Origin of the sequence: Lentzea flava, assembly GCF_014648475.1 — a bacterium.
Classification (GTDB): Bacteria; Actinomycetota; Actinomycetes; order Mycobacteriales; family Pseudonocardiaceae; genus Lentzea; species Lentzea flava.
Genome location: NZ_BMRE01000049.1, coordinates 42,218 through 65,974, shown reverse-complemented (window position 1 = coordinate 65,974; position 23,757 = coordinate 42,218). Strand labels below are relative to the sequence as shown.

The following is a 23,757-nucleotide window of genomic DNA, read 5'->3' as shown; positions in this document are numbered from 1 at the left end:
CCGTCCCAAGGACCTCACCCCTGGTTAAAACACCAGGTGGACGAAAGCGCCGTTCATCGCGAACGTCAGTCGGCGAAGCCGGCCAGCATGCCTTCGCAGCTGCGGATGACGACGCGCGACGCGTCGGTCAGCGCCAGGCTGGACAACGGGTTCTCCAGGCGTCGCCGCCACCGGCTCAGCGCGTCCAGTGCGGCGTTGCGCTGCTCGGCCGTGGTGGCGTGCACACCGAGGCCGAGTCTCGTCGTCGAGCCCACCCCCAGCCCGCCCAGCAACCGCTCGGCCTCGGCGAGCACGTCGGCGGGGAGTTTCACCGAACCCAGCCGCAGCGAACTGAGCAGCCGCAGCTCGGCGAACTCGTGTGCACCGGCCACGATCCGTTCCACCTCGACGACCAGCGACTGCGTCTCCGGCCGGACCGCCCTGCTGAGCACCACGTCCAGGGCGAGCAGTGCGGACCGCGCCTTCAGCAGCTCGGCGCGTGCGGTGAACCCAGCGGTGAGCACGCCGCGCAGCTCGTCGAGGCCGCTGCGCCGCACCAGTTCGCCTGCCAGCTTCGGCGCGCTGTCGAAACCCTGGCGCACCAGCGTGACGGCCAGCCGGACCCCGCTCAACCCGAACCGGTGCAACAGGTCGGCGCACACGTCCGGCTCGAGGCCGTCGTAGCGTGCGAACCGGTCGGCGGAGAGCAGCGCGGCCTCGACATCGGACCGCCGTGCCCGCACGAGTTCCAGGAACGCCGCGAACTCGGCCTGCCGCATCGTCCTGCCCGCCTGCGCGAGCAGACCGGAGACCGGTACGACGGTCTGGCACAACGCCCGCAGCTTCTCGTCGGCGCCGTACCGGCGCGCGATGCGCCGGGCGGACATCAGAGCGTCGATCCGGCCTGCGCCGATCTCGTCCGCCCTCGACAGCACCGCGATGGTGTTCACCGGCGTCGCGCGAGCGATGCCCCTGTCGTAGAACGACTCCAGGAACCGCACGTTGGTCGAGTGCAGGTGCCGCATCAGGTAGATCACCGCATCGGCCTCCGCTGGCTCCTCGTCGCCCGCCAGGAAGTCGACGGTGCGTGCCGAGATCTCCGCCGAGATCGACTGCAGGCCAGGGGTGTCGATCAGCGTCATCGTGCGCAGGTGCTGTGACGGCCAGTCGACGACCACGCGATCGACCCGGCTCGTGCCCAGCTCCACGCGCAGCGCTCCGCCACGGCGGTCGACGGGCAGCTGCCGGGGTGGTGCGTCCACCGGGTGCACGGTGATCCGCGGCGTCTCGGCGTCGCGGTACCAGGTGACGGCGCGGGTGCACTCGCCGGCGTCGGTGGCCGCGATCTCCTCGCCCACCAACGCGTTCAGCAAGGTCGACTTGCCCGCCTTGACCTGTCCCGCGATCGCGACGCGCAACGGTTCGTTCATCCGGTCCAGGTGCCGCTGCAGGTACGCCACCGTGTCCGGGCTGTCCCGGTACGCCTTGATCGCCCGTCGCATCACGGCGCGGACGGACGCGCCGATTCCCGTCGTCGCGTTCACCGCGCCACCTCGCTCAGCACCAGCCGCGGTTCCGCCGTCAGTTCACGCGCGCGGTCCTCCAGCGCGGCGACGCGGGCGAGCTCGGCCTGCAGGTCGGAGATCGCGCGTTTGCACTCCTCCTTGTTGGCGCGCAAGGCGTTCTGCGCCGCGTGCAACGAGTCGTTCACCGATCGCTGCAGCTCCTCGGCATGGCTGGTGAAGTGGTTGCGCAACGTGCGCTGCACCTCGCGGAGCATGTCCCTGGACTCCTTGCCCAACTGGAAAACGACGTCGTCCAGGTGCCGGCGAACGGCGCTCTTGGCCTCCATCTGCCGCCGCTGCACCAGCCTCTTGCGTTCCTCGCGCACCGTGCGGCCGCCCAGCAGCAGGCCCGCGGCGATCGAGAACGGGTTGAGCAGTGCCATCCCGACCAGCGTGCCCGCCATGCCGAACATCAACGTGCCGCCGTAACCACCGCGCATGCCGAGGAGGAGTTTGTTGCCCAGCTTCAGCTTCTCGTTGCGCGGCAGCTCGATGGCGTCGATGCAGCCGGTCATCCTGGCGAAGTCGACGTCCCGCAGGTCCGGCAGCACCTTGTCGCCGTCCTCGGCGAAGTGGTCGGCCACCTGGTCGGCGAGCCAGCGGCCGCGCTCCATCGCCCACACGAAGTTCGCCGACGCGGCACCGGAGACCTGCTGCTGCAGCCACGCGGCGAACTGGTCCTCCATCGCGACGGGGTCGGCCTGGTCGATCTCGCGTTCGGCGTCACGGCCGATCTGCCGCATCCTGTCCCGCAGGTCGTACTCGATGTCCGAGATCAGATCCGCGATGCCGTCGCTCAACGTCTGCTGCCAGCGCGCCGACCGCTCCCGCAGCCGGTCGGCACGCAGCTGCGCCAGCTCCAGCTCGCGGATCAGCTCGGCGGAGGCGTCACCGCCCTGGTACGCCTGCAGCTGCGCCCGCATCGTGGTCGTCAGCTGCTCGGTGACGGCCAGCACGTCCTGGGCCGCGGCACGACGGGCGAGCTGGTCGGCCTGGCCGGCGATCCGGTCCCGCAGATGCCCGATCAGCACGGGAAAACCGGACTCGGTGTTGAGCATGTGGTCGTTGGTGCGGACCGCGTGCAGCCGCAGCGTCGACGAGACGGGCACGACCTCCGCCTCCAGTTCGGCGTTGGCCAGGTGCCGGCGGTCGATCTCGGCGATGCGCCGCCAGTGCGGGTAGAGATCGATCTTCGTCAACGCGCACACGATGTTCGGGCACACCTGCGCGGCGTGCCGGAGGAAGTCCAGTTCGGGCGCCGTCAGCTCCGAGCCCGCGTCCGAGACGAACACCACCGCGTCGGCCAGCGGCAACGCGGCGATGGTGGCCGCACCGTGCATCGACGCGAGCCCGCCCACACCCGGCGTGTCCACCACGACCAGCCCGCCGGCCAGCAACGTGCGCGGGACACCCACCTCGGCGTAGCTGATGCCGCGCCGGTTGCCGGGGTCGCAGACGTAGTCGGTGAGCCGGTCGACCGGAACGGGCTTGCTCTCGGCGGGCGCCTCACCGCCGTACTCGTGCACGACCACGGCCGCGGGTTGCTCCGCATAACGCACGACGGTCGGCACCGCCGTCGCGATGTCGTCGTCGATCGGGCAGACCGACGCGTTGAGCAGCGCGTTGACCAGATGGCTCTTGCCTTGCTTGAACTCTCCGACCACGAGCACCCGGACGCCGTCCTCGGTCAGCCTGCGCCGGGTCTGGCGCAGGCGGGCGCCGAAGTCGGCGCGACCGTAGGCGAGTGCCGCCTGGAGCGCGAGGTCGACGACGTCGATCGCTGCGGGAACCGACAAGTGCTACTCCCTCACAGAATCCTTCTCACGGGCTCCGGCGCCCGATCCAGGCGTGGCACCTGGACCGGGCCGAACGTGCCCCTACAGGTGCAGACCGTTGAGCAGGTCGACGTCGTTGTGGCTCAACAGGTCGACGTCGTTCAACGTGTCGTCGACATCGACGTCGACCAGGCCGTGCTGGTCGCCGTGGTGGACGTCGACGTCGTGTTCGTGTTCGTGGTGGTACGAGGTGTCGATCGTGGTCTGTGAATCCTGGTGGGTCACCTCATGTGAATCATGTTCGGAATTGTTGCCGGAGTTGCCGGTGACGTCGCCCTGACCGAAGTTCTGCAGATCCGCGTCACCGGTGGCGGTGGCGTTGGCGTCGCCGTCGACGACCGTGCTGTCGTTCGCGGTGATGGTGTCGTTGTCGTACTGGTTGCCGTTGCCGTAGTCGTTGTCGAACGACTGGTTCACGTCGCCCTGGGTCCAGATGGTCTGGTGCACTGAATAGTCCACGTTCGCGTCGTGGCTGTCGGTGTAGGAATAGTTGTGCACGATGTGGTCGATCTGCCGGATCGCGATGTCGAAGTGGTCCTCACCCGGTTGCGGTGAGGGCAGGTTGCCGCCCGTGCCGCTCACCATGACGTTGTCCACCACCAGCGGCAACGCGTCGTGCACGTCCTGACCGCAGACCTCGTCGAACCCGTGATCACGCAGGGCCTGCTGGGGGTTTGCTTTGAACTGCTCCTGAGCCACCGGGTCCCTGAGCAGGGTGAGAATGAATTCCAGCAGGCTGGTCATGGCGTTTGTCTTCTCCTCTAGGTCGCTGATCGTCTCGAATGCACGTCGAACTCCGCGCCCGACCGCACGAACGCTAGGACCGCGGCAGAAGCTTGCCATCGGTGATCGCTCCGAATTCCACGGGATGCCGCTGGGGGATGCAGAACATACCGCGCCACCCGAATGAGTGACGGGGATCGGGGTGGCAGGATAGGGGAAATGGGGGATTGCCGTTCGCGCCTAAAATGTTGCTAATGTTGCGCGCTGTGGTCTATCAATTGGGTGTTGACCTGGGCACGACGTTCACCGCCGCCGCCGTGCACCGGACGTCCACATCCGCCGAGGTCGTCGCATTGAGTCCTCGGTCGGCGCCGGTCCCCTCGGTCCTCTATCTCGGCGAGGACTCCTGCGTGCTCGTCGGGGAGGCCGCCGAGCGCCGCGCGGTGACCGACCCGGAGCGGGTGGTCCGCGAGTTCAAACGCCGCATCGGCGACCCGACCCCGCTGATGGTGGCCGGTGCCCCGCGGCACGCCCACGAGCTCGCCGGCTTCCTGGCGCGCTGGGTCGTCGACCGGGTGTCCGAGCGCGAGGGCGCGCCGCCGGACCGGATCGCGGTCACCCATCCCGCCGGATGGGGCCCGCACAAGAGGGCGCTGCTCGCCGAGGGGCTCACCACCGCGGGCCTCGACGAGGTCGTGTTCCTGACGGAACCGGAAGCGGCCGCCGTGCACTACGCCTCCGCGCAACGGATCGAGCCCGGCGGCACGATCGCCGTCTACGACCTCGGCGGCGGCACGTTCGACACCGCCGTGCTGCGCCGCACCGAGAGCGCGGGATTCGAGTTGCTCGGGCGTCCGGAAGGCATCGAACGGCTGGGCGGCATCGACTTCGACGAGGTCGTGTTCGACCACGTCCGCGCGAGCATCGCCGACGTCGTGGACGAGCTGGACCCCGAGGACCCGGTCGCGGTGGCCGCGGTCGCGAGGCTGCGCAGGGACTGCACCGAGGCGAAGGAGGCGTTGTCCACCGACACCGAGGTCACCATTCCGGTGCTGCTGCCGGGAACGCGGGCACAGATCCGGCTGGTGCGCGCCGAGTTCGAGGCGATGATCCGGCCCGCGCTGGTCGACACGGTCGAGGCACTGCGCCGCACCGTGCGCTCCGCCGGGCTGGAGCCCGACGACCTGGCCGGGGTGCTGCTCGTCGGTGGATCGTCCCGCATCCCCCTGGTGGCGCAGCTGATCTCGACGGAACTGGGCCGCCCGGTCGCCGTGGACACCGACCAGAGCACGTCCGTCGCGACCGGCGCCGCGCTGGCCGCGTTCGACGCACGCCCCGTGATCACGCGCGCCGAACCGCCGACGCGTCCCGTGGTGACGACCGCGCCGCTGTCCGTTCCCCGTTCGCGGCCCCGCGGCGGTCCCAAGATCGTCGTCGGTGCGGCCGGCATCATGGCCATCGGTGTCGCCGCACTGGCCGCCGTGGCCTGGACCGACCGTTCGACAGGCACCACCGCGCCCGGCGAGCCGAACCAGACCGCCACGGTGCCCAACGCTCCGGCGGAGCTGAACGTCCGCGCGACCGTGCCGCACAACCCCGTCACGTCATCGGCCCGCACGGCCTCGAGCACGCCCACGTCCACTTCGGCTTCGGTGTCCAAACCCGCCACGAGCGCGGCGTCCACCACCCCCGCGCCTCGCGCCGAGCCGCCGACGCCTGTCGTCGTGCCGCCGGTGACCACGACGTTCTCCCCGCCGACGCCGTCCGCCACCAGCAGCGCCCAGACCCCGCCCCCGCCCGATCCGCCGAGCACACCTCCGCCTTCGGCGTGACCACCGGAGTGTCCTTTGTGGAGCTGCGGGGAGGTCTGCGGCCGGTCTGCGGCTAGCGGGTCGCGTCGATCGTCGCGCTGGCCAGCACGACGTCGCCCGCCGCGTCCTCGCGGTAGATCGCCACGGCCTGGCCCGGCGCCACACCCCTGAGCGGCTCCCGCAACTGGACCTGCAGCACACCGTCCACCAGCTCGGCGACCGCCGGAGCCGTGCCGCCGTGCGCGCGCACCTGGGCCACGCACTCGACCGGTCCGTCCAGTTCCACGTGCACGACCGGGGCCGAGGCGGAGATCCCGGTGACCGCGAGCTTCTCGACCGAGCCGACGCGGACGTTGCCGGAGACCGGCTCCAGCGCCAGCACGTACCGAGGACGGCCGTCAGGCGCCGGGGCGTCGATCCCGAGGCCCTTGCGCTGTCCCACGGTGAACTCGTGCACGCCCGCGTGCCGGCCGAGCACCGCGCCGGTCTCGTCGTCGATCAGCAGGCCGGGCTTGGTCTCCATCCGCCCGGCGAGGAACTTCTGCGTGTCGCCGTCCGGGATGAAGCAGATGTCGTGGCTGTCCGGCTTCTTCGCGACCGACAACCCGCGCGCCGCGGCCTCCTCGCGGACGGCGTCCTTCGTGGTGTCCCCCAACGGGAACATCGCGTGGGCGAGCTGATCGGCCGTCAGCGACGCCAGCACGTAGGACTGGTCCTTGCCCAGGTCGGCCGACCGGCGCAGCTCGGGACGCCCGTCGACGAGTTCGAGGCGCGCGTAGTGGCCCGTGCAGACGGCGTCGAAGCCGAGCGCGATCGCCTTGTCCAGCAACGCTTCGAACTTGATCCGCTCGTTGCAGCGCAGGCACGGGTTCGGCGTGCGGCCCGCCGCGTACTCCGCGACGAAGTCCTCCACGACCTCCTCGGTGAAGCGCTCGGCGAAGTCCCAGACGTAGAACGGGATGCCCATCAGGTCGGCCGCGCGGCGGGCGTCGTGGGCGTCCTCGATCGTGCAGCAGCCGCGGGCGCCCGTGCGCAGCGTGCCGGGCTTGGCCGACAGCGCGAGATGCACGCCCGTCACGTCGTGTCCCGCTTCGACGGCGCGTGCCGCCGCCACCGCGGAGTCGACACCACCGCTCATCGCCGCGAGGACCTTCACTGCTTGACCACCTTCCGGTTCCGCCTCATGCCTGCCAGACCTGCCGTACGCGCGCGCTCGACCACCGGGCCGATGACCGCCGCGAGTTTTTCAACGTCGGCGCGGGTCGACGTATGCCCCAGCGAGAACCGCAGGGATCCACGTGCGAGGGAAGGCTCCACGCCCATCGCGAGCAGCACGTGGCTCGGCTGCGCGACTCCGGCCGTGCACGCGGAGCCCGTCGAGCACTCGACACCGCGCGCATCGAGCAGCATCAGCAGGCTGTCGCCCTCGCAGCCGGGGAACGTCAGGTGCGCGTTGCCGGGCAGGCGGTCGACCGGGTCGCCGTTCACGATCACGTCCGGCACCACCGCGCGCACCGACGCGATCAGCTCCTCGCGCAGCGCGACGAGTTCACGCGCACGCTGCTCCTGCTCGTCGACCGCGATCCGCACGGCCCGCGCGAGGCCCACGATCGACGGCACGTCCAGCGTGCCGGACCGCACGTCCCGCTCCTGGCCACCGCCGTGCAGCAACGGCGCGCACTTCACGTCGCGCGCCAGCAGCAGCACGCCCACGCCGTACGGGCCGCCGACCTTGTGGCCGGTCATGGTCAACGCGGACGCGCCGGAAGCGGCGAAATCGACCGGTACCGCGCCCACGGCCTGCACCGCGTCCGTGTGGAACGGAACACCGCGCTCAGCGCACACGCGCGCGATGTCGTGCACCGGGTTGATGGTGCCGACCTCGTTGTTCGCCCACATCGTCGTGACCAGTGCCACGTCGTCGTCGAGAGCTGCTTCGACCGATTCCGCCGACACGCGGCCGTAGCGGTCGGTCGGCAGCCAGGTGACCTCGGCACCCTGCTGCTCCAGCCACTCGACGGCGTCCAGCACCGCGTGGTGCTCCACCGCGGAGGCCAGCACCCGAGGCCGCTCGCGCGCCCAGTAGATGCCCTTGACCGCGAGGTTGTCGCTCTCCGTGCCGCCACCGGTGAAGAGCACCTCGGACGGCCGGGCGCCGAGGGCGTCGGCGATGGTCTCGCGGGCCTCCTCGATCGCACGCCGCGCCCGCCTGCCGGAGGTGTGCAGCGACGAGGCGTTGCCCGTGGTGGACAACGCCTCGGTCATCGCCGCGACCGCCTCGGGGTGCATGGGGGTCGTGGCAGCGTGGTCGAGATAAGCCATCAGGTCTCAAGGGTAGCCCGCATGCGGGGTCCGGTCAGAATCGCTCCCACCACGGCCAACGCCGCCATCGACAGGTTCAGCACGACGACGCCCGCGGTCGGAGCGGTCGCCACGACCAGCACACCGCCGATGCCGATCATGGTCGCCGAGCCGAGCATGTCCGAGATCTGCAGCGCCGCCGAGTTGAACCCGCGGTCCTCCTCGGGTGACGCGGCCATCATCAGCACGCCGACGCTGGACGTCGCGAGGCCCATGCCCGCTCCCGCGAAGCCCCACAGCACCAGCGTCAGCCAGGCGGGACCCCACGAGGGTGCGATGAGCGTCACGGCCGCCATGCCGGTCGCGGTGAACAGGAAGCCGACCCGCACCAGCGTGTGGCGCTCGATCTCCGGGTGCCGCGACGCCCACATCGACGCACCGGCCCAGCCGAGCGCGCTCAGCGTGAGGGGAAGGCCCGCCTCCAGCGGCGAGTAGCCGTGCACGACGGTCAGCGTCAGCGGGATGAAGCCCTCGACCGCGAAGAACGTGCCGGCCAGCAGACCGCGCGCCAGGATCGTGACCGGGAGGCCGCGCCGGGCCGTCAGCGTGCCCTTGGGCAGCAGAATCCGCAGCGCGGGCGCGAGCAGCACCAGCGCCACCGCGAGCAGCCACCACGTGCGGTGCTGCAACGCCCAGCTCAGGCTCGCCACCCCGACACCCACCGCCACGGCGGCCAGCGGCAGGTACTTGCGCTGCGGCGGAACGGCGTCGTGCGGAGGAAGGCCCCTGAGCACGGGCACGAGCAGCACGATGCCGATCAGGACCAGCGGGATGATCCCGAGGAACACCAGCCGCCAGCTCAGGTGCTCGGTCGCCCAGCCCGCGACCGCGGGCCCCACCAGCGACGGCACCACCCACGCCGCGGACAGCGCCCCGAACACCGCGGGCCGGTCGCTCTCGGGGTAGGCGAGCGCGATCAGCACGTAGATCGCGACGATCAGGAAGCCGACGCCGAACCCCTGCAGCACCCGGCCGACGAGCAGCACGGTCATGGTCTCCGCGACACCCGCGACGACCAGTCCGGCGAGGAAGAGCGTGACACCGATCAGCACCGAGAGCTTCGGTCCCCGCCGGTCCGACAGCCGTCCGGAGAAGACAGTCGCGATGACGCTCGCCGCGAGGTTCGCGAGGAACGGCCACGCGTAGAGGGCCTCGCCCTTCAGCTCGTGGACCATCGTGGGCATCGCCGTGCCCACGCCCATCACCTCGAAGGCGACGAGCGTGACCAGCAGGAGGATGCCCGTCGTGGGCCAGCGGCGGTCAGGCGACCAGAGGCGAGATCGGGCGGGCGCGGTGAGAGTCACCCGTTGATGGTGCTATCTCCAGTTCGGTCGAGGTCAAGCGGTTTGACTGCGCCTCGGCGAGCTCAGCCAGCTCCCTGCGGTTCGCCGCGCGGCCGGGAGCGATCTCGTCGAGCACGTGCACCTCGACGACCAGGCCCTTCACCTTCAGCACGCGCCGGATGGAGTCGATGAGCGTGTCGCTGCCCACGAACGCGGGCTGCGTGGTCAGGTGGTCACCGATCCGGTAGCGCAGCACGATCGGCCGCACCGGCACACCGGCGTCGAGCGCGGCCTGGAACAACGCGGGCTTGTATCGCCCGGACGCGAGCCCGCACCACGTCGTGCCCTCGGCGTGGATGCCGACAGCGCTGCCGTTGCGCAGGGTCGCCGTCAGCTCGCCGACGGTCTTCGGCAACTCGCGGAGCTTCTCGCGGTCCAGGTAGACCGTGCCCGCGGCGGTGATGATCCGGCCGAGGACGGGCCAGCCCTTGATGTCCTTCTTGGCCACGATCTTGATCGGCTGCACCGCGTCGATCGCGAGCTCGTCCAGCCACGACACGTGGTTGCTCGCGACGAGCACACCGCGCCGGGGAACGGCCTGGAACCTCTTGGGGCCGTGGACCTCCAGCCGCACGCCGAACGCCCTCAGCACGGCGTGGAACCACAGCCTGACCACGCTCTCCCGCTGCCTGCCCGGCAGCAGCAGCGCGACCGCGATCCACACACCGCAGAGGATCGCCATGACGGCCGTGAACGCGCGCCAGGCCTGTCTGACCGCGCTGACGTTGTCCGGAGTGCCGCTGACACACCCGTCGCCACAGGGCGACGTGGGCATCCAGGCGTGACTCATGCCGTCTCCCCCAGGAAGAACTTGAGATAGCGCTGATCCACGTGATCCATGCCGAGCAGGATGAAGAGGTCCGCGACCCCGAAGTCGGCGTCGAGCGCGGGCCGTCCGCACACCCACGCCCCGAGCCGCAGGTAGCCCTTCAGCAGCGGCGGCAGCACGGTCCTCCCGGGCCGCGCGACCGAGTCGACGTCCCACGGGTTGTGCGGCGTGACGCGGTACTGCTCCGGCGCGTAGTTCTTGGCGTGCACGGTGTCCCACACCCCGGCCGCGAAGCTCCCGCCGTCCTGCAGGGGGATGGACGCGCACCCGACGAGCCACTTGTGCCCGCTCAGCAGCATGTACCGCGCGATGCCCGCCCACACGAGGCTGACGACGGCCCCGTTGCGGTGGTCGGGGTGCACGCAGGAACGCCCGGTCTCCACGGTGGTGTGCCGGATGTCCTCGAGGTTGCTCAGGTCGAACTCGCCGTCGCTGTAGAGCCGCCCGGCGTCCTTCGCGCGCTCCGGCGGCAGCATGCGGTAGCCGCCGACGATCTGGCCGGTGCGGTCGTCGCGGACGACGAGGTGATCGCAGTGCTCGTCGAACTCGTCGACGTCGTGGCCGGGCACGCTGGTGTGCAGCGTCGCCCCCATCTCACCGGCGAACACCTCGTAGCGCAGTCTCTGCGCGGCCACGACCTCGGCGCTGTCGCGGGCGACGAGGAGGGAGTAGCGGGGAGCGTCCTTGTCCTGCTGGACGGGGGTGCTGACAAGCAGTTCCGGCTGCGTCATGCGAACCAGGGTGAAGCCGGTTCGGCGAATGACAGCAGGTCAGAACGATGACGCCTCAGTGGCAGTCGGGTTAACCCCCGGTGGTCCTGCCGCGAGCCCTCCGGGCGACGCGGTCGAGGTGCCGAACCAGGTGGAACGAACGGCCGCCCCACCGAGGCGGGACGGCCGTTCGTCGTCGAGCGGGAGTGCTCAGCCCTTGCGCTTGCGGACCTCTTCGGTCAGCTGCGGCGCGACGTTGAACAGGTCGCCCACGACACCGAAGTCGGCGATCTCGAAGATCGGCGCCTCGGGGTCCTTGTTGACCGCGACGATCGTCTTCGAGGTCTGCATGCCCGCGCGGTGCTGGATCGCACCGGAGATGCCCAGCGCCACGTACAGCTGCGGCGAGACCGTCTTACCGGTCTGGCCCACCTGGAACTGGTGCGGGTAGTAGCCGGAGTCGACCGCGGCGCGCGAGGCACCGACGGCGGCACCCAGGGAGTCGGCGAGCTCCTCGACGACGGAGAACTTCTCGGCCGAGCCGACGCCGCGGCCACCCGAGACGACGACAGAGGCCTCGGTGAGCTCCGGGCGGTCGCCGCCGACGACGGCCTCGCGGGAGGTCACGCGGGCGGCCTTGGCGGCGTCCACGGAGATCGAGACGGACTCGTCCAGCACGGCGTCCGCGGGCGACTCCTCGGCCTCGACGCCGCCGGGGCGGACGGTGATGATCGGCGTGCCCTTGCTGACCTTCGCCTTGACGACGAACGCGCCACCGAAGATGGACTGCACACCGGTGCCGTCGGCCTCGACGTCCACGACGTCGACGAGCCAGCCGGAGTCGATGCGCACGGCGAGACGGCCGGCGACTTCCTTGCCCTCGACGGTCGCGGAGACGAGCACCGCGGACGCGTTCGGGGCGAGCGCGGCCAGCGCCTCGACCTTCGGGGTCGTCAGGAAGTTGACGGCGTCGTCGGACTCGACGGCGTAGACCTTCGCGGCGCCGTAGCGGCCGAGCGACTCGCGGATCTTCGACGCGGTGCCGGGAGCGCCCACGACCACGGCGGCCGGGGTGCCGAGGCGGCGCGCGGCCGTCAGCAGCTCGTAGCTGACCTTCTTGACCTCGCCGTCGACGTGGTCGACCAGGACCAGGACTTCAGACATTTCTCTTCCCTCCCAATCCTTCTCAGATGAGCTTCTGGCCGACGAGGAACTCGGCGATCTTCGCGCCGCCGTCGCCGCTGTCCTCGACGCGCTGACCCGCGCTGCGCGGCGGCTTCGGGGCCGCCTCGAGCACCTGGGTGTACGCGCCGGACAGGCCGACCTCGGACGCGTCGATGCCCAGGTCCGCCACGGTGATCGTGGAGACCGGCTTCTTCTTCGCGGCCATGATGCCCTTGAAGGACGGGTAGCGCGGCTCGTTGATCTTCTCGGTCACGGAGACCACGGCCGGCAGCGACGCCTCGAGGAACGCGACGCCCTCGTCGGTCTCGCGCTCGCCCTTGATCGTCGTGCCCTCGACGGTGACCTTGCGCAGCTGGGTGACCTGCGGCAGGCCGAGCAGCTCGGCGAGGATGGCCGGGACAGCGCCCGCGCGGCCGTCGGTCGCCTCGTTGCCCGCGATGACCAGGTCGACGTTCTCGACCGTGCCGATCGCCTTCGCGAGGACCTTCGCCGTGGCCAGCACGTCCGAGCCGTGCAGCGCCTCGTCGCTCACGTGGATCGCCTTGTCGGCACCCATGGACAGCGCCTTGCGGATGGCGTCGGTGGCGCGGTCGGGACCCATCGCGATCACGGTGACCTCACCGCCGTGGGCCTCCTGCAGCTGCAGAGCCTCTTCGACGGCGCGCTCGTTGATCTCGTCGAGCACGGCATCCGCGGATTCGCGGTCAAGGGTGTGGTCGGCGTCGGTGAGCTTGCGCTCGGACCAGGTGTCAGGCACCTGCTTGACCAGGACAACAATGTTCATAGGTCCTCTTCGACCTCCTGCGGACGGGCGGCGACGCTTACGCAGAGGACTTTAGGACTGCGCCGCCGGGTGTTCACGACCCTGCCATCACCCGGATGTTACCCGCCAGTAGCCCCCCTGCAAACGGAAGCAAGCACCCGGCTAGCGTGACGGTTCTCACCCGCTTGCGCCACCAGGTGAGACGTAACCCATTCGGAGGAGCTACGCTGCCGTGCGTGTACAGGCGAGTGGCAATAGTGACCGACTCGACGGCCTGTCTCCCGAAGCAGCTGACTGACCAACTCGGCATCGAGGTGGTCCAGATCCAGGTGCGGATCGGCGACCACACCGACGACGAGTCCCGCATCCCGGTCCCGGAACTGGTATCGGCCATGCGTTCCAACGTGCCCGTGGCGACGATTCCGCCCGACCCCGGCGCGTTCTTCTGGACGTACAACGAGCTGGCCGCGCAGGGCGTCCGCTCGATCGTGTCGGTGCACGTGTCGAGCCGTCAGTCCGCGACCGTCGAGGCGGCGCGCACCGCGGCGGCCCAGGTCCGCGTGCCCGTCCACGTGGTCGACACGCACACCTGCGGCATGAGCATCGGCTACGCCGTCCAGGCCGCGGCGAAGATCGCCGAAGCGGGCGGCAGCGTCGAGAGAGTGCTCGCGACCGCCCAGCGCCGGTTCGACAGATCCACCGAACTGATCTACGTCGACACGCTCGAGTACCTGCGGCGCGGCGGCCGCATCGGTGCCGCGGCTGCGCTGGTCGGCGGTGTGCTGTCGATGAAGCCGCTGCTGACCATGACCGACGGTCAGATCACCCCGCTCGACCGCGTGATGGGCGCCGACCGCGCGCTCAACCGGATGCTGGACATCGCGATCAAGCGCGCGGGCACCGACACCGTCGACGTGGCCGTCGAGCACTTCGACGCCGAGGAGAAGGCCAGCAGACTCCTGCGCAAGCTCCGGCGCGGCGTGCCCAACGTCCGCCAGTTCATGTTGACGCAGGTCAGCTCGGCGATCGGCGCCCACGTGGGCCCCGGCGCGCTGGGCATCACCGTTTCGCCGGTCTGACGTCCGGGAACTCCGGGTGCTGTTCCGTCCGTTGAAATGGACGTAACGGACACCCGGAGGGACCGAATGGCCTCGTTCATGGACAAGATCACCAGGTTCCTGCGCAGCCCGCAGGGTCAACGGCTCCAGGCCAAGGCACGGCAGGTGGCCAACGATCCCCGCAAGCGCGCGCAGGCCGAACAACTGCTGCGCAAGTTCCGCGGCAAGAAGCACTAGCCCCTGAAGAGCGCGTTGAGCTCGCCGTACTCGATGCCACCTTCGACACTGCTGTAGGTGCCGTCGGTCAGCAGCTCCACCGTTGCCCGCCTCGCCACCGCATAGGCCGCCTCGGCAACGGCCGAACCGAGGCTCATCCGCGCGACGCCCGCCTTCGCCAGCTCGTCGACGGCGGGCGCGCCGGGCCCGACGAGGACGTTGAGCGGAGCCGCGATCCCCTTCGCCAGCTCCGTGACGATGTCGAGGTCGGTCACGCCCGGCACGAAGATGCCGCTCGCCCCGGCGTCCAGGAACGCCGCGGCACGCTCCAGCGTGTGCTCGAGCCTGGTTTCGGGTTCGCCGATTCCGCGCAGGCACGTGTCGATGCGCGCGTTGATGTAGATCGCCGGCGCCGCCTCACGCGCCGCGGCGAGGCGCTCGGCCTGCTCCGCGATCTCGCGCAGCGCCCCGCCGACGCCGTCCTCGATGTTCACGCCGGACGCCCCGGCCTCGACGACCGCCCGCACCGTCTCCGCCACCTCGCCCGCGGTGCGCCCGAACCCGGACTCGATGTCCGCGGTCACCGGGATCTCGACGGCCTTCGCGATCCGCGCGACGAGGTCGATCACGCGGTCGCGCTCGACCTCGTTGCCGTCGGGTGCGCCGAGAGTCCACGCCACACCGGCGCTCGTGGTGGCGACGGCCTTCGCGCCGGCGGCCTCGACGACGAGGGCGGAGGCGACGTCCCAGGCGTTGGGGAGGGCCAGCGGGCCCGGCTGGTGGAGGGCGTGGAAGAGCTGGGTGCGGTCGGTGCTGGAAGTCATGATCCGAGTGATATCAGCAGGCACCGACAGAAGTCCGGCGAGTTTCGGACGTGAACCGACCACTTCCGGACAGGGCTAGTGGTGTGGCGCGGAACGTTGCCGGGGGAATTTGCGGTCAGACGGGTGCATCGTGGTGCCGCCCCCACGCCCTCGTACTGGTTGTACGTGGGTGTGGGGGCGGTGCCGCGAGGTGCCCTGCTGAGCGTGAATTACCTCGCCCACGCTCCGGGTCGCACCACTAGTTGCTGCCCGCCTTGCGACGCATCTCTTCGAACGTTCTCAGGTAGCGCTGGCGGAAATCGTCGCGCTCCACCCACGTCGTGTGCTCCACCGGCTGAGGAGCGGCGGGCGGCGGCAACGTGGCCTCCACAACCGCTTCCGGCACGGGCTCGGGCTCCGGTTCCGGCTCTTCGGCCTCGTCGACGGCGTCAGAACTGTCGGTGCTCGCCGCTACCGTTGATTCGGGGGCTTCAACGTCCCCCACGGGGGGCTCGAGGTCCCCATCCCGATCGTATCCGGCCGCACCGACAGTTTCGGGCTCGGCGACAGGCTCCGGCTCTGGCTCGACTTCGGCGACCGGCTCGGGCTCGGGTTCCGCCACCGGCTCGGCCAGCACCGCCAGCGCCGGTTCCAGCTGCGGCAAGCCCACCACCGGGTTGCGGTGGATCGGCCGCGAGTCGTAGTCGTCCTCCACCGGCTCGACGACGACGGGCTTCTCGACCCACACGCGTTCGGCGGGCGCGTCCGACGGGGACGGCGAGGGCGCGTGGGCGTCCTCGCGACGGCGCACCAGCACGTACATCAGGGCTGCCCCGAGCGTGAAGGACAGCACGCACAACCCGAAGACGATCCCGACGGCCCCTGCCATGCCAAGGCTCCTACCTATACGACGAGGACGTCGACCTGGGGTCCGCCGTCCGACGGCGGGCCCCAGACGGGGTCCACGATCACCCGAGTGGTGATGACGCTGTCGACCCCCTGCTCGGCCAGGTACTGCCGCACCAGGCCGGCCCTCTCCATGGCGAGCACGTCGCAGCGGTGAGACGCCGTCTCGCCGTTCCACGCGTGCGACACCAGCGTCACGGTGCCGGTGACGTTGCGCAGGAGGCTGGCGAGGCCGCGGCGCACGTCCTCGCCGCGGCCCACCAGGGAGGCGGTGCCCGGCGCGAACGTGATGCCCTTGACGGCGTGCGACGAGAACAGGTCGCGCACGTGCTGCTGCGCGGCGGCCGCGGACACCACGAGCGGTGCGGGCGGTTGCATGCGCAGCGGCGCGATGAAGTCGTCGACCGGTACCGGGCCGGGGCGGGTGTCGGGGGTGGCCGGTGACGACGACAGCGCCGTCTCCAGTTCCTCGCCGTAGACGGAGAACCCGAACGCCGTCACCGACGCGGGGACCATGAGCGCTCCGACGACCAGGGGCACCCAGCGCTTCACGACGCGGCCACCTGTTCGGGGATGTGCACCGGCGCGACGCGATCCGCGGCCACCGACAGGGCAGCGCGTGCGGCCGCGAGTTGCGAGTGGACGGTCCGCTTCAGCTCGTGCAGCTCGTTCGTGCGTTCGGCGACCTCGGCGAGACGGCGGTTCGCCTCGCGGCAGGCCACCTTCACTACGAACTCGGCGCGCGCCTTGGCCAGCGCCTCCTGCTCCTGCAGGTGTTGCGCGGCCTCGTTGCGGCGGCGGGTCATGGTCAGCTCGAAGAACTGCTGGGCCTTCTCGCGCTTGCGCTCGGAGTCGGCCTCCAGGGAGTTGCACTGCAGAGCGGTCTCGCGGAGCAGGCGGTCGGCGTCGGCCTGGGCCAGTGCCATCGCGGCGGCGCACTCGCGCTCCACCTCGTCGGCGCGCTGGCGGTGCTGGGCCTCGAGGTCGGAGCAGCGGCGCTCCATCTCCAGCTCGCGCCGCTCCATCGCGGCGGCACGGGTGGCGCAGTCCTGGCGGGCCGCGTAGAGCTCGGCCTCCGCCTCGGAACGCATGGCAGCCGACTCGCGTTCGGCGTCGGCGCGCATCGCGGCGACCTCGACCTCGGTTCGCGCGCGCAGGTCGGCGCACTCGCGTTCGGCCTGCAGGTGCATCTCCGCGGCCTCGTCCTCGGCGAGGCGGAGCATGCGGTGCATCCGTTCGGTGGCGCCCGCGTGCGTGCCGGAGTTGGACTCCAGGCGCTCGATGCGGGAGCGCGCCTCCTCCAGGTCCTGGCGCGTCATTTCCAGCAACTTGCGCAAATCGGCGGCCTGCGCCAGAGCCTCCGCGCGGTCGAGGCTCGTGAAGCGCAGCTGCTCCTCGAGATTCTCGATGTGTTCGATGACCTGACGGCGATGAAAACCTCGGTAGACAACGTCGAAAGCGGCGTGCAGCGGAACTAGTTCCTGCTCTTTTGCACCCATGGTCACCTACTCACTCAACCAGGCCGAAGATTGTGCGAGCTTACCGACCTCCGGTACCGCCAACCAGCGTCGACAGTGGACAGACGGCATACCTGTAACGCGTGGAATAACGGGAGCTTCCTGCGCAAACGAGACGCTTGTAGATCAACTCCAAACAACGGGCAGTCACCCGATTGTGTCAAGTAGGGCGCCTTTCCGAGGGGATCACTCCGCGCGTTCGCCGTGTACGGAATGCAACCGCCCAGGCGTAGATCACACGAATTGCCTTCGATCATCAGTGGCTACTGCGATCACCCTTCGTTAACCTTCTCGTTCGTGTCCTCACGAGTAGCCGTCGTCACCGACTCGACCGCGTCACTTCCGGCCCGTCTGGCCGAACGGTTCAACATCATCACCGTTCCCATGCAACTGAAGATCGGGTCGGAGCTGATCGACGAGGCCTACGTGCCGACCGACAGGCTGCTGCAGGCGATGGACGCCCAGATCCCGATCACGACCCAGCCGCCGGCTCCGGACGCGTTCTTCTGGGCCTACCAGGACGCGTGGGCCAAGGGCGCGGAGACGATCGTGTCGGTGCACGTGACGCCGACGCTCTCACCCGCGACGGACGCGGCCAAGGCGGCCGCCGCCAAGTCGCGCGTGCCGGTGTTCATCGTGGACTCGCACTCGTCGGGCATGACGCTCGGTTTCGCGGCGCTCGCGGCCGCGCGGATCGTGCAGAACGGCGGCAACGTCCAGCACGCGCGCAGCGTCGCGGAGGAGCGCGGCCGCAACGCCAGCGTGCTGATCTACGTCAACACGCTGCACTACCTGCGCCAGGCGGGCCGGGTCAGCGCCGCGGCGAAGCTCTTCGGCGACGCGCTCTCGGTCAAGCCGCTGCTCACCGTCGTCAACGGCGAGGTGGAGCCGTTCGACAAGGTCGTGGGCAGGGACCGCGCGCTCGGCAAGCTCGTCGACAAGGCCGTCGCGCTCGCGTACGGGCGGAACGTGGACATCGCGGTCGAGCACTTCGCGGCCGAAAAGGAGGGACACGAGCTGCTGCAGATGTTGCAGCAGCGGATTCCGCACGCCCGCGACGTCGTTCTGACGCAGGTCAGTGCGGCGATCGGCGCGAACGTGGGTCCCGGCGCGCTGGCCGTTACCGTCTCGCCGTTCTGATCATCACTACTGGCAAGTAACCTGACGGGCGTGACCCTCCCCCTGACCGGCGAACGCACGGTGCCCGGCATCGCCGAGGAGAACTACTGGTTCCGCCGCCACGAGGCCGCGTACCTGCACCTCATCGGACACTGCGCGGACGCCGTCGTGCTGGAGGCGGGCTGCGGCGAGGGCTACGGCGCCCAGCTGATCCGCACCGTCGCGCGGCGGGTGATCGCGCTCGACTACGACGAGCTGACGTCGCACCACGTCGCCCGCGCGTACCCGCAGCTGGACGTGCTGCGCGGGAACCTCGCGACGCTGCCGCTGCGCGACGCGAGCGTCGACGTCGTGGCGAACCTGCAGGTCATCGAGCACCTGTGGGACCAGGAGGGGTTCCTCGCGGAGTGCCGCCGGGTGCTGCGTCCCGGCGGGACTCTCATCGTGACGACGCCGAACAGGCTGACGTTCTCGCCCGGCCAGGACAAGCCGCTGAACCCGTTCCACACCAGGGAGCTGGCACCGTCCGAACTGGACGAGATGCTGCGCGAGGCTGGTTTCCGCGTTGACGAACTGGCCGGGCTGCGTCACGGACAGAGGCTTGACTCGCTCCTGGATGGACAGATCATCGAGGCACAGGTCGAGGTCGCCCTGTCCGGTGCACCGTGGCCGGTCGAGCTCAAGGAGGCTGTCGAGTCGGTGACGGTGGACGACTTCGACATCAGCCCCGAGGACATGGACACGTGCCTCGACCTGGTGGCCGTGGCGGTGCGCCCGTGACACGGGAAGGCTCGGAGGGAACGTTCTGCCTGGTCCTGCACAGCCACCTGCCCTGGCTCGCGCATCACGGCACGTGGCCGGTCGGCGAAGAGTGGCTCTACCAGGCGTGGGCGCACTCGTACCTGCCCGTCGTGGACATGCTGCGGCGGTTCGCCGACGAGGGCCGCGAAGACGTCCTGACGCTCGGCGTCACGCCGATCCTCGCCGCGCAGCTCGACGACCCGTACTGCCTGCGGGGCGCGCACGACTGGCTCGGCAACTGGCACCTGCGCTCGCACTACGCCGGCGAACGGCTGCGCGAGCTGTCCGCGTACGAGCACCGGGCGTCGTCGTGGGCGCTGGAGCAGTTCGAAGCGCACTGGCGGCACGGGTTCTCGCCGATCCTGCGGTCCCTTGTGGACTCCTCGACGATCGAGCTGCTCGGCGGGCCGGCGACGCATCCCTTCCAACCGTTGCTGGACCCGAAGGTGCGGGCTTTCGCGCTGCGGACCGGTTTGGACGACACGAAACTGCGGATCGGCAAGGCCCCGGAAGGGATCTGGGCGCCCGAGTGCGGTTACTCGCCCGGCATGGAGGCGGGGTACGCGGCGGCGGGCGTGCGGCGGTTCATGGTGGACGGACCCGCGCTGCACGGCGACACGTCGTCGGCGCACCCCGTCGGATCGTCGGACGTGCTGGCGTTCGGGCGTGATCTCGAGGTCTCGTACCGCGTCTGGTCGCCGAAGGTCGGCTATCCGGGTGATGCCGCGTACCGGGATTTTCACACCTACGACCACCCGACGGGCCTGAAGCCGTCGCGGGTGACCGGCAAGCACGTGGCACCCGAGGACAAACGGCCGTACGACCCTTTGCTCGCACGGGAAGCGGTCGGCCGGCACGTCGAGGACTTCGTGGACACCGTCGTGCGGCGGCTGCGGGCGATCGACGGCGGACTGGTCGTGGCGGCGTACGACACCGAGCTCTACGGACACTGGTGGCACGAGGGTCCGTTGTGGCTGGAGGCCGTGCTGCGCGCGCTGCCGGAAGCGGGCGTGCGCGTGACGACCTTGCGCGGAGCCGTTGAAGCCGGGCATGTTGGTGCACCTGTCGAGCTGCCCGCCTCGTCGTGGGGCAGCGGCAAGGACTGGCGGGTGTGGGACGGCGCGCAGGTGTCGGACATCGTGTCGTTGAACTCGTCGGTGCAGCAGGAACTGCTGGGGCTGGATTTCTCGTCCGACGTCAGGGATCCGGTGCTGGACCAGGCGGTGCGCGAGGCGTTGCTGGCGTTGTCGAGCGACTGGGCCTTCATGGTCACCAAGGACTCGGCAGCCGACTACGCGCGTTACCGCGCGAAGATTCACAGCGATCGTTTCAGCGAGCTCGCGGCGTTGACGCGAAGCGGTCGTGGCCAGGCGAGGGCGGCGGAACTCCGCGCGGCGGACGGCCCGTTCGGGCATCTGGACGCGCGAGGAATGAGGTAACGGGATGCGCGTGCTGATGTTGTCGTGGGAGTACCCGCCGGTGGTCGTCGGCGGACTGGGCAGGCACGTCCACGCGCTCGCGACACAGCTGGCCGCGCAGGGGCACGACGTCGTCGTGCTGTGCCGCCAACCGTCCGGCACCGACGCCGTCACGCACCCGACCACCGACGTGGTGAGCGAGGGCGTGCGGCTGATCCGCGTCGCCGAGGACCCCGCGCACCTCGTGTTCGAGAAGGACCTGGTGGCGTGGACCCTCGCGATGGGGCACGCGATGACGCGCGCGGGTCTGGCGTTGGGTTCGTGGCGCCCGGACGTGGTGCACGCACACGATTGGCTGGTCACGCATCCTGCCGTCGCGCTCGCCGAAGCCTTCGGCGTGCCGTTGGTGGCGACGATCCACGCGACCGAAGCCGGGCGGCACTCCGGCTGGCTCTCGCACCCGTTGAACCAGCAGGTGCACTCGGTGGAGTGGTGGCTGGCGAACCGGGCCGACTCGCTGATCACCTGTTCCTCCGCCATGCGGCGCGAGGTGGCGCATCTGTTCGATGTGGACACTGCTGACGTTTCCGTGCTGCACAACGGCATCGAGCCGGGCGGCTGGAAGGTGCGGGCCAAGGACGTCGGCGAGGCCCGGCGAACCTACTCGCCGCACGGCGACCCGTTGCTGCTGTTCTTCGGGCGCATCGAGTGGGAGAAGGGCATCCAGGACCTGATCGCGGCGCTCCCCCGGATCCGGCGGCACCACCGCGGCACCCGTGTCGTGGTGGCCGGTGGCGGCTCGCAGACCGAGTGGCTGCAGGAGCAGGCGCGCAAGCACCGCGTGCTGCGCGCGGTCGAGTTCGTCGGACATCTCTCCGACAGGTCTTTGGCGGCGTTGCTCACAGCGGCCAACGCCGTGGTGCTGCCGTCACGCTACGAGCCGTTCGGCATCGTGGCCCTGGAAGCCGCGGCAGCCGGAACGCCTCTGGTGGCGTCGACGGCCGGCGGTCTCGGCGAGGTGGTCCTGGACGGGGTCACCGGTCTGTCGTTCGCCCCCGGTGACGTGGACGGACTCGCCCGCGCCGTGCGTGCCGTGCTGTCCGATCCGACGGCCGCCGCCGCTCGTGCGCGCGCTGCGAAAGAGCGTCTGGCCACGGACTTCAACTGGGCGACCATCGCCGCGGACACGGCAGCGGTCTACGCGTCCGCCGTCGTGCGCGAGCCGCGGGTGCTGGGCCGCCCCAAGATCGCTACGGGCAACCTGTTCACTTGATCTTGGTACAGTCGCCGGTCCCGTTAACAAGAGGTGACCGAGGACTGAATGAAATACCAACGCTTCGTGGCGCTCGGGGACAGCTGCGCCGAGGGCCTGGACGACCTGCTGCCCGACGGCCGGTACCGCGGCTGGGCCGACCGGGTCGCGTCCGTGCTGGACGCGCCGGGCTTCCGCTACGCCAACCTGGCCGTCCGCGGCCGCCGTCTCGACCAGATGCTGGTGGAGCAGGTCCCCTCGGCGTCGGCGTTGGAGCCCGACCTGGTGGCGGTGTTCTGCGGCGGCAACGACGTGATGTCCGGGGCTTCGTGCAGTCAGATCGCGCGCCGTGTCGACGCGGCCGTGCGGGCCGTGACGTCGTTCGCGCCGACCGTCGCCGTCTTCACGTTGAGCGACGTCTCGCACCGCATGCCCTTCGGCTGGCGCATGCGTCCGCGCATCGAGGCGCTGAACGACGCCGTGCGCGTCGCCGCCGTGCGGTACGGCGCGGTCCTGGTCGACGTGGCGGACGACGAGTGCGTGCACGACTCGCGCTACTTCGGCCCGGATCGCCTGCACCTGTCCTCGCTGGGGCACCGGCGGTTGGCAGGCCACCTGCTGTCAGCGCTGGACATCCCGTTCGACGCCTCGTGGCTGGCGCCGCTGGAAGGCACGGCCGCACCGGCGTCAGTGCTGGACCACTGGCGGTGGCTGCGTGATCAGGTGCTGCCGGTCGCCTACACGCGCACGCGCAACAAGCTGATCGGCCGCCAGCCGGGCGACGGCTTCCGCGCTAAGCGTCCGCAGCTTCTTCCGCTCGCTTAGCCAGCGCCTCCTTGGCCTTGCGGGCCATGTCCGCGATGTCCGCCCGCCGCTGGGCATCCGCCTCGTAGTCGGCGCGCCGATCCCGCACGACCCGTGCCGGCGCCCCGACCGCGATCTTGAAGTCCGGCACGTCCCCGCGCACCACGGCGTGCGCGCCCAGTACACACCCGCGACCGACGCGGGTACCGCGCAGCACGGTCACCTTGGCCCCGAGCCAGCAGTCCGGGCCGATGCGCACCGGCGACTTCACGATGCCCTGGTCCTTGATCGGCAGGGTGATGTCCTCGGTCTTGTGGTCGAAGTCGCAGATGTACACCCAGTCCGCGACCAGGCTGGAGGCCCCGATCTCGATGTCGAGGTAGCAGTTGACGGTGTTGTCCTTGCCGAACACGACCTTGTCGCCGATGCGCAGCGATCCCTCGTGGCAGCGAATGGCGTTGCCGTCGCCGATGTGCACCCAGCGCCCGATCTCCAGACGGCCGTAGCCGGGGCGGGCCATGACGTCGACGCGCTTGCCGAAGAAGACCATGCCGCGCAGCACCACATGCGGGTTGAGCAGGCGGAACTTGAACAGGCGCCAGTAGCGGACGAGGTACCACGGGGTGTAGGCGCGGTGGCGCAGGACCCAGCGCAGGGACGCCAGCGTGAGGAAGCGTGCCTGCTGCGGGTCGCGGCGTGACCTGGCCCATCGCGTCCACACCGGAGCGCCCCACATGGAAGTCATGGACGGCACTTTAA

23 protein-coding genes are annotated in these 23,757 nt (G+C 70.2%); 8 read left to right on the top strand and 15 right to left on the bottom strand.

The genetic code is table 11. The features are described from left to right. Positions 1–65 precede the first annotated feature (65 nt). The 3 genes from IEZ09_RS36690 to IEZ09_RS36680 form a co-directional block, all read right to left on the bottom strand. Positions 66–1,523, bottom strand: a complete 1,458-nt coding sequence (locus IEZ09_RS36690) for a dynamin family protein (protein WP_229813285.1) — start codon at positions 1,521–1,523, stop codon at positions 66–68. After that, positions 1,520–3,340 (bottom strand): dynamin family protein, encoded by a 1,821-nt coding sequence (locus IEZ09_RS36685; RefSeq protein WP_189258426.1) that lies wholly within the window; start codon positions 3,338–3,340, stop codon positions 1,520–1,522. The genes IEZ09_RS36690 and IEZ09_RS36685 overlap by 4 nt, the downstream gene beginning before the upstream one ends. 81 nt (positions 3,341–3,421) lie before the next feature. Next, positions 3,422–4,123, bottom strand: a complete 702-nt coding sequence (locus IEZ09_RS36680) for an IniB N-terminal domain-containing protein (RefSeq protein ID WP_189258425.1) — start codon at positions 4,121–4,123, stop codon at positions 3,422–3,424. A gap of 233 nt (positions 4,124–4,356) precedes the next feature. On the opposite strand from IEZ09_RS36680, the gene IEZ09_RS36675 reads away from it, so the two are divergent. After that, positions 4,357–5,934, top strand: coding sequence for an Hsp70 family protein (locus IEZ09_RS36675; RefSeq protein ID WP_229813284.1), 1,578 nt, complete (start codon positions 4,357–4,359; stop codon positions 5,932–5,934). 52 nt (positions 5,935–5,986) lie between these two features. On the opposite strand, the gene mnmA is transcribed toward IEZ09_RS36675, so the two are convergent. From mnmA to IEZ09_RS36640, 7 genes are all read right to left on the bottom strand, one after another. Continuing rightward, the gene (gene mnmA / locus IEZ09_RS36670; protein WP_189258423.1) at positions 5,987–7,069 is read right to left on the bottom strand and encodes a tRNA 2-thiouridine(34) synthase MnmA; all 1,083 of its coding nucleotides are present in this window, start codon (positions 7,067–7,069) and stop codon (positions 5,987–5,989) included. Further along, positions 7,066–8,235, bottom strand: a complete 1,170-nt coding sequence (locus tag IEZ09_RS36665) for a cysteine desulfurase family protein (protein WP_189258422.1) — start codon at positions 8,233–8,235, stop codon at positions 7,066–7,068. Before IEZ09_RS36665 ends, mnmA begins: the two co-directional genes overlap by 4 nt. Next, positions 8,235–9,578, bottom strand: a complete 1,344-nt coding sequence (locus IEZ09_RS36660) for an MFS transporter (RefSeq protein WP_189258421.1) — start codon at positions 9,576–9,578, stop codon at positions 8,235–8,237. The genes IEZ09_RS36665 and IEZ09_RS36660 overlap by 1 nt, the downstream gene beginning before the upstream one ends. Continuing rightward, on the bottom strand, positions 9,535–10,407 hold the full coding sequence (locus IEZ09_RS36655; protein ID WP_189258420.1) for a lysophospholipid acyltransferase family protein: 873 nt from the start codon (positions 10,405–10,407) through the stop codon (positions 9,535–9,537). The genes IEZ09_RS36660 and IEZ09_RS36655 overlap by 44 nt, the downstream gene beginning before the upstream one ends. Continuing rightward, on the bottom strand, positions 10,404–11,177 hold the full coding sequence (locus IEZ09_RS36650) for a GNAT family N-acetyltransferase (RefSeq protein WP_189258419.1): 774 nt from the start codon (positions 11,175–11,177) through the stop codon (positions 10,404–10,406). The genes IEZ09_RS36655 and IEZ09_RS36650 overlap by 4 nt, the downstream gene beginning before the upstream one ends. 189 nt (positions 11,178–11,366) lie before the next feature. Continuing rightward, entirely contained in the window at positions 11,367–12,320 is a 954-nt protein-coding gene (locus tag IEZ09_RS36645) for an electron transfer flavoprotein subunit alpha/FixB family protein (protein WP_189258418.1), read from the bottom strand. Between the two features lie 22 nt (positions 12,321–12,342). Beyond that, positions 12,343–13,125 carry an electron transfer flavoprotein subunit beta/FixA family protein gene (locus IEZ09_RS36640; protein WP_189258417.1) on the bottom strand — a complete coding sequence of 261 codons (783 nt, stop codon included), beginning with the start codon at positions 13,123–13,125 and terminating at the stop codon, positions 12,343–12,345. Between the two features lie 215 nt (positions 13,126–13,340). On the opposite strand from IEZ09_RS36640, the gene IEZ09_RS36635 reads away from it, so the two are divergent. Both IEZ09_RS36635 and IEZ09_RS36630 read left to right on the top strand, forming a co-directional pair. Next, entirely contained in the window at positions 13,341–14,183 is an 843-nt protein-coding gene (locus IEZ09_RS36635; RefSeq protein WP_189258416.1) for a DegV family protein, read from the top strand. A 66-nt stretch (positions 14,184–14,249) separates the two neighbouring features. Beyond that, on the top strand, positions 14,250–14,399 hold the full coding sequence (locus IEZ09_RS36630) for a hypothetical protein (RefSeq protein ID WP_189258415.1): 150 nt from the start codon (positions 14,250–14,252) through the stop codon (positions 14,397–14,399). On the opposite strand, the gene IEZ09_RS36625 is transcribed toward IEZ09_RS36630, so the two are convergent. The 4 genes from IEZ09_RS36625 to IEZ09_RS36610 all read right to left on the bottom strand — a co-directional run bounded on the left by IEZ09_RS36625 (position 14,396) and on the right by IEZ09_RS36610 (position 17,586). Beyond that, positions 14,396–15,202 carry an isocitrate lyase/PEP mutase family protein gene (locus tag IEZ09_RS36625; RefSeq protein WP_189258414.1) on the bottom strand — a complete coding sequence of 269 codons (807 nt, stop codon included), beginning with the start codon at positions 15,200–15,202 and terminating at the stop codon, positions 14,396–14,398. The genes IEZ09_RS36630 and IEZ09_RS36625 overlap by 4 nt on opposite strands. Before the next feature lie 238 nt (positions 15,203–15,440). Further along, positions 15,441–16,070, bottom strand: coding sequence for a hypothetical protein (locus tag IEZ09_RS36620; protein WP_189258433.1), 630 nt, complete (start codon positions 16,068–16,070; stop codon positions 15,441–15,443). A 14-nt stretch (positions 16,071–16,084) separates the two neighbouring features. Beyond that, positions 16,085–16,639 (bottom strand): OmpA family protein, encoded by a 555-nt coding sequence (locus IEZ09_RS36615; protein ID WP_189258413.1) that lies wholly within the window; start codon positions 16,637–16,639, stop codon positions 16,085–16,087. Continuing rightward, entirely contained in the window at positions 16,636–17,586 is a 951-nt protein-coding gene (locus IEZ09_RS36610) for a coiled-coil domain-containing protein (protein ID WP_189258412.1), read from the bottom strand. Before IEZ09_RS36610 ends, IEZ09_RS36615 begins: the two co-directional genes overlap by 4 nt. Before the next feature lie 315 nt (positions 17,587–17,901). On the opposite strand from IEZ09_RS36610, the gene IEZ09_RS36605 reads away from it, so the two are divergent. The 5 genes from IEZ09_RS36605 to IEZ09_RS36585 are packed head-to-tail and all read left to right on the top strand — an operon-like array spanning position 17,902 to position 23,019. After that, positions 17,902–18,744: a DegV family protein gene (locus tag IEZ09_RS36605; RefSeq protein ID WP_189258411.1), complete on the top strand. Its 843-nt coding sequence runs from the start codon at positions 17,902–17,904 to the stop codon at positions 18,742–18,744. 21 nt (positions 18,745–18,765) lie between these two features. Continuing rightward, positions 18,766–19,503: a class I SAM-dependent methyltransferase gene (locus tag IEZ09_RS36600; RefSeq protein ID WP_189258431.1), complete on the top strand. Its 738-nt coding sequence runs from the start codon at positions 18,766–18,768 to the stop codon at positions 19,501–19,503. Next, positions 19,500–20,963, top strand: coding sequence for a 1,4-alpha-glucan branching protein domain-containing protein (locus IEZ09_RS36595; protein WP_189258410.1), 1,464 nt, complete (start codon positions 19,500–19,502; stop codon positions 20,961–20,963). The genes IEZ09_RS36600 and IEZ09_RS36595 overlap by 4 nt, the downstream gene beginning before the upstream one ends. A 4-nt stretch (positions 20,964–20,967) precedes the next feature. Then, entirely contained in the window at positions 20,968–22,215 is a 1,248-nt protein-coding gene (locus IEZ09_RS36590; RefSeq protein ID WP_189258409.1) for a glycosyltransferase family 4 protein, read from the top strand. Positions 22,216–22,263: 48 nt separating this feature from the next. Then, positions 22,264–23,019 (top strand): SGNH/GDSL hydrolase family protein, encoded by a 756-nt coding sequence (locus IEZ09_RS36585; RefSeq protein WP_189258408.1) that lies wholly within the window; start codon positions 22,264–22,266, stop codon positions 23,017–23,019. On the opposite strand, the gene IEZ09_RS36580 is transcribed toward IEZ09_RS36585, so the two are convergent. Continuing rightward, positions 22,988–23,743 carry an acyltransferase gene (locus IEZ09_RS36580; RefSeq protein WP_189258407.1) on the bottom strand — a complete coding sequence of 252 codons (756 nt, stop codon included), beginning with the start codon at positions 23,741–23,743 and terminating at the stop codon, positions 22,988–22,990. The genes IEZ09_RS36585 and IEZ09_RS36580 overlap by 32 nt on opposite strands. Positions 23,744–23,757 lie beyond the last annotated feature (14 nt).

What these genes read in the sequence shown, in the direction of transcription:
- IEZ09_RS36680 (WP_189258425.1), bottom strand. Translation starts at nt 4,123, where the DNA reads ATGACCAGCCTGCTGGAATTCATTCTCACCCTGCTCAGGGACCCGGTG.
- IEZ09_RS36675 (WP_229813284.1), top strand. Translation starts at nt 4,357, where the DNA reads ATGTTGCGCGCTGTGGTCTATCAATTGGGTGTTGACCTGGGCACGACG.
- IEZ09_RS36665 (WP_189258422.1), bottom strand. Translation starts at nt 8,235, where the DNA reads ATGGCTTATCTCGACCACGCTGCCACGACCCCCATGCACCCCGAGGCG.
- IEZ09_RS36655 (WP_189258420.1), bottom strand. Translation starts at nt 10,407, where the DNA reads ATGAGTCACGCCTGGATGCCCACGTCGCCCTGTGGCGACGGGTGTGTC.
- IEZ09_RS36650 (WP_189258419.1), bottom strand. Translation starts at nt 11,177, where the DNA reads ATGACGCAGCCGGAACTGCTTGTCAGCACCCCCGTCCAGCAGGACAAG.
- IEZ09_RS36645 (WP_189258418.1), bottom strand. Translation starts at nt 12,320, where the DNA reads ATGTCTGAAGTCCTGGTCCTGGTCGACCACGTCGACGGCGAGGTCAAG.
- IEZ09_RS36640 (WP_189258417.1), bottom strand. Translation starts at nt 13,125, where the DNA reads ATGAACATTGTTGTCCTGGTCAAGCAGGTGCCTGACACCTGGTCCGAG.
- IEZ09_RS36630 (WP_189258415.1), top strand. Translation starts at nt 14,250, where the DNA reads ATGGCCTCGTTCATGGACAAGATCACCAGGTTCCTGCGCAGCCCGCAG.
- IEZ09_RS36625 (WP_189258414.1), bottom strand. Translation starts at nt 15,202, where the DNA reads ATGACTTCCAGCACCGACCGCACCCAGCTCTTCCACGCCCTCCACCAG.
- IEZ09_RS36620 (WP_189258433.1), bottom strand. Translation starts at nt 16,070, where the DNA reads ATGGCAGGGGCCGTCGGGATCGTCTTCGGGTTGTGCGTGCTGTCCTTC.
- IEZ09_RS36610 (WP_189258412.1), bottom strand. Translation starts at nt 17,586, where the DNA reads ATGGGTGCAAAAGAGCAGGAACTAGTTCCGCTGCACGCCGCTTTCGAC.
- IEZ09_RS36590 (WP_189258409.1), top strand. Translation starts at nt 20,968, where the DNA reads ATGCGCGTGCTGATGTTGTCGTGGGAGTACCCGCCGGTGGTCGTCGGC.
- IEZ09_RS36585 (WP_189258408.1), top strand. Translation starts at nt 22,264, where the DNA reads ATGAAATACCAACGCTTCGTGGCGCTCGGGGACAGCTGCGCCGAGGGC.
- IEZ09_RS36580 (WP_189258407.1), bottom strand. Translation starts at nt 23,743, where the DNA reads ATGACTTCCATGTGGGGCGCTCCGGTGTGGACGCGATGGGCCAGGTCA.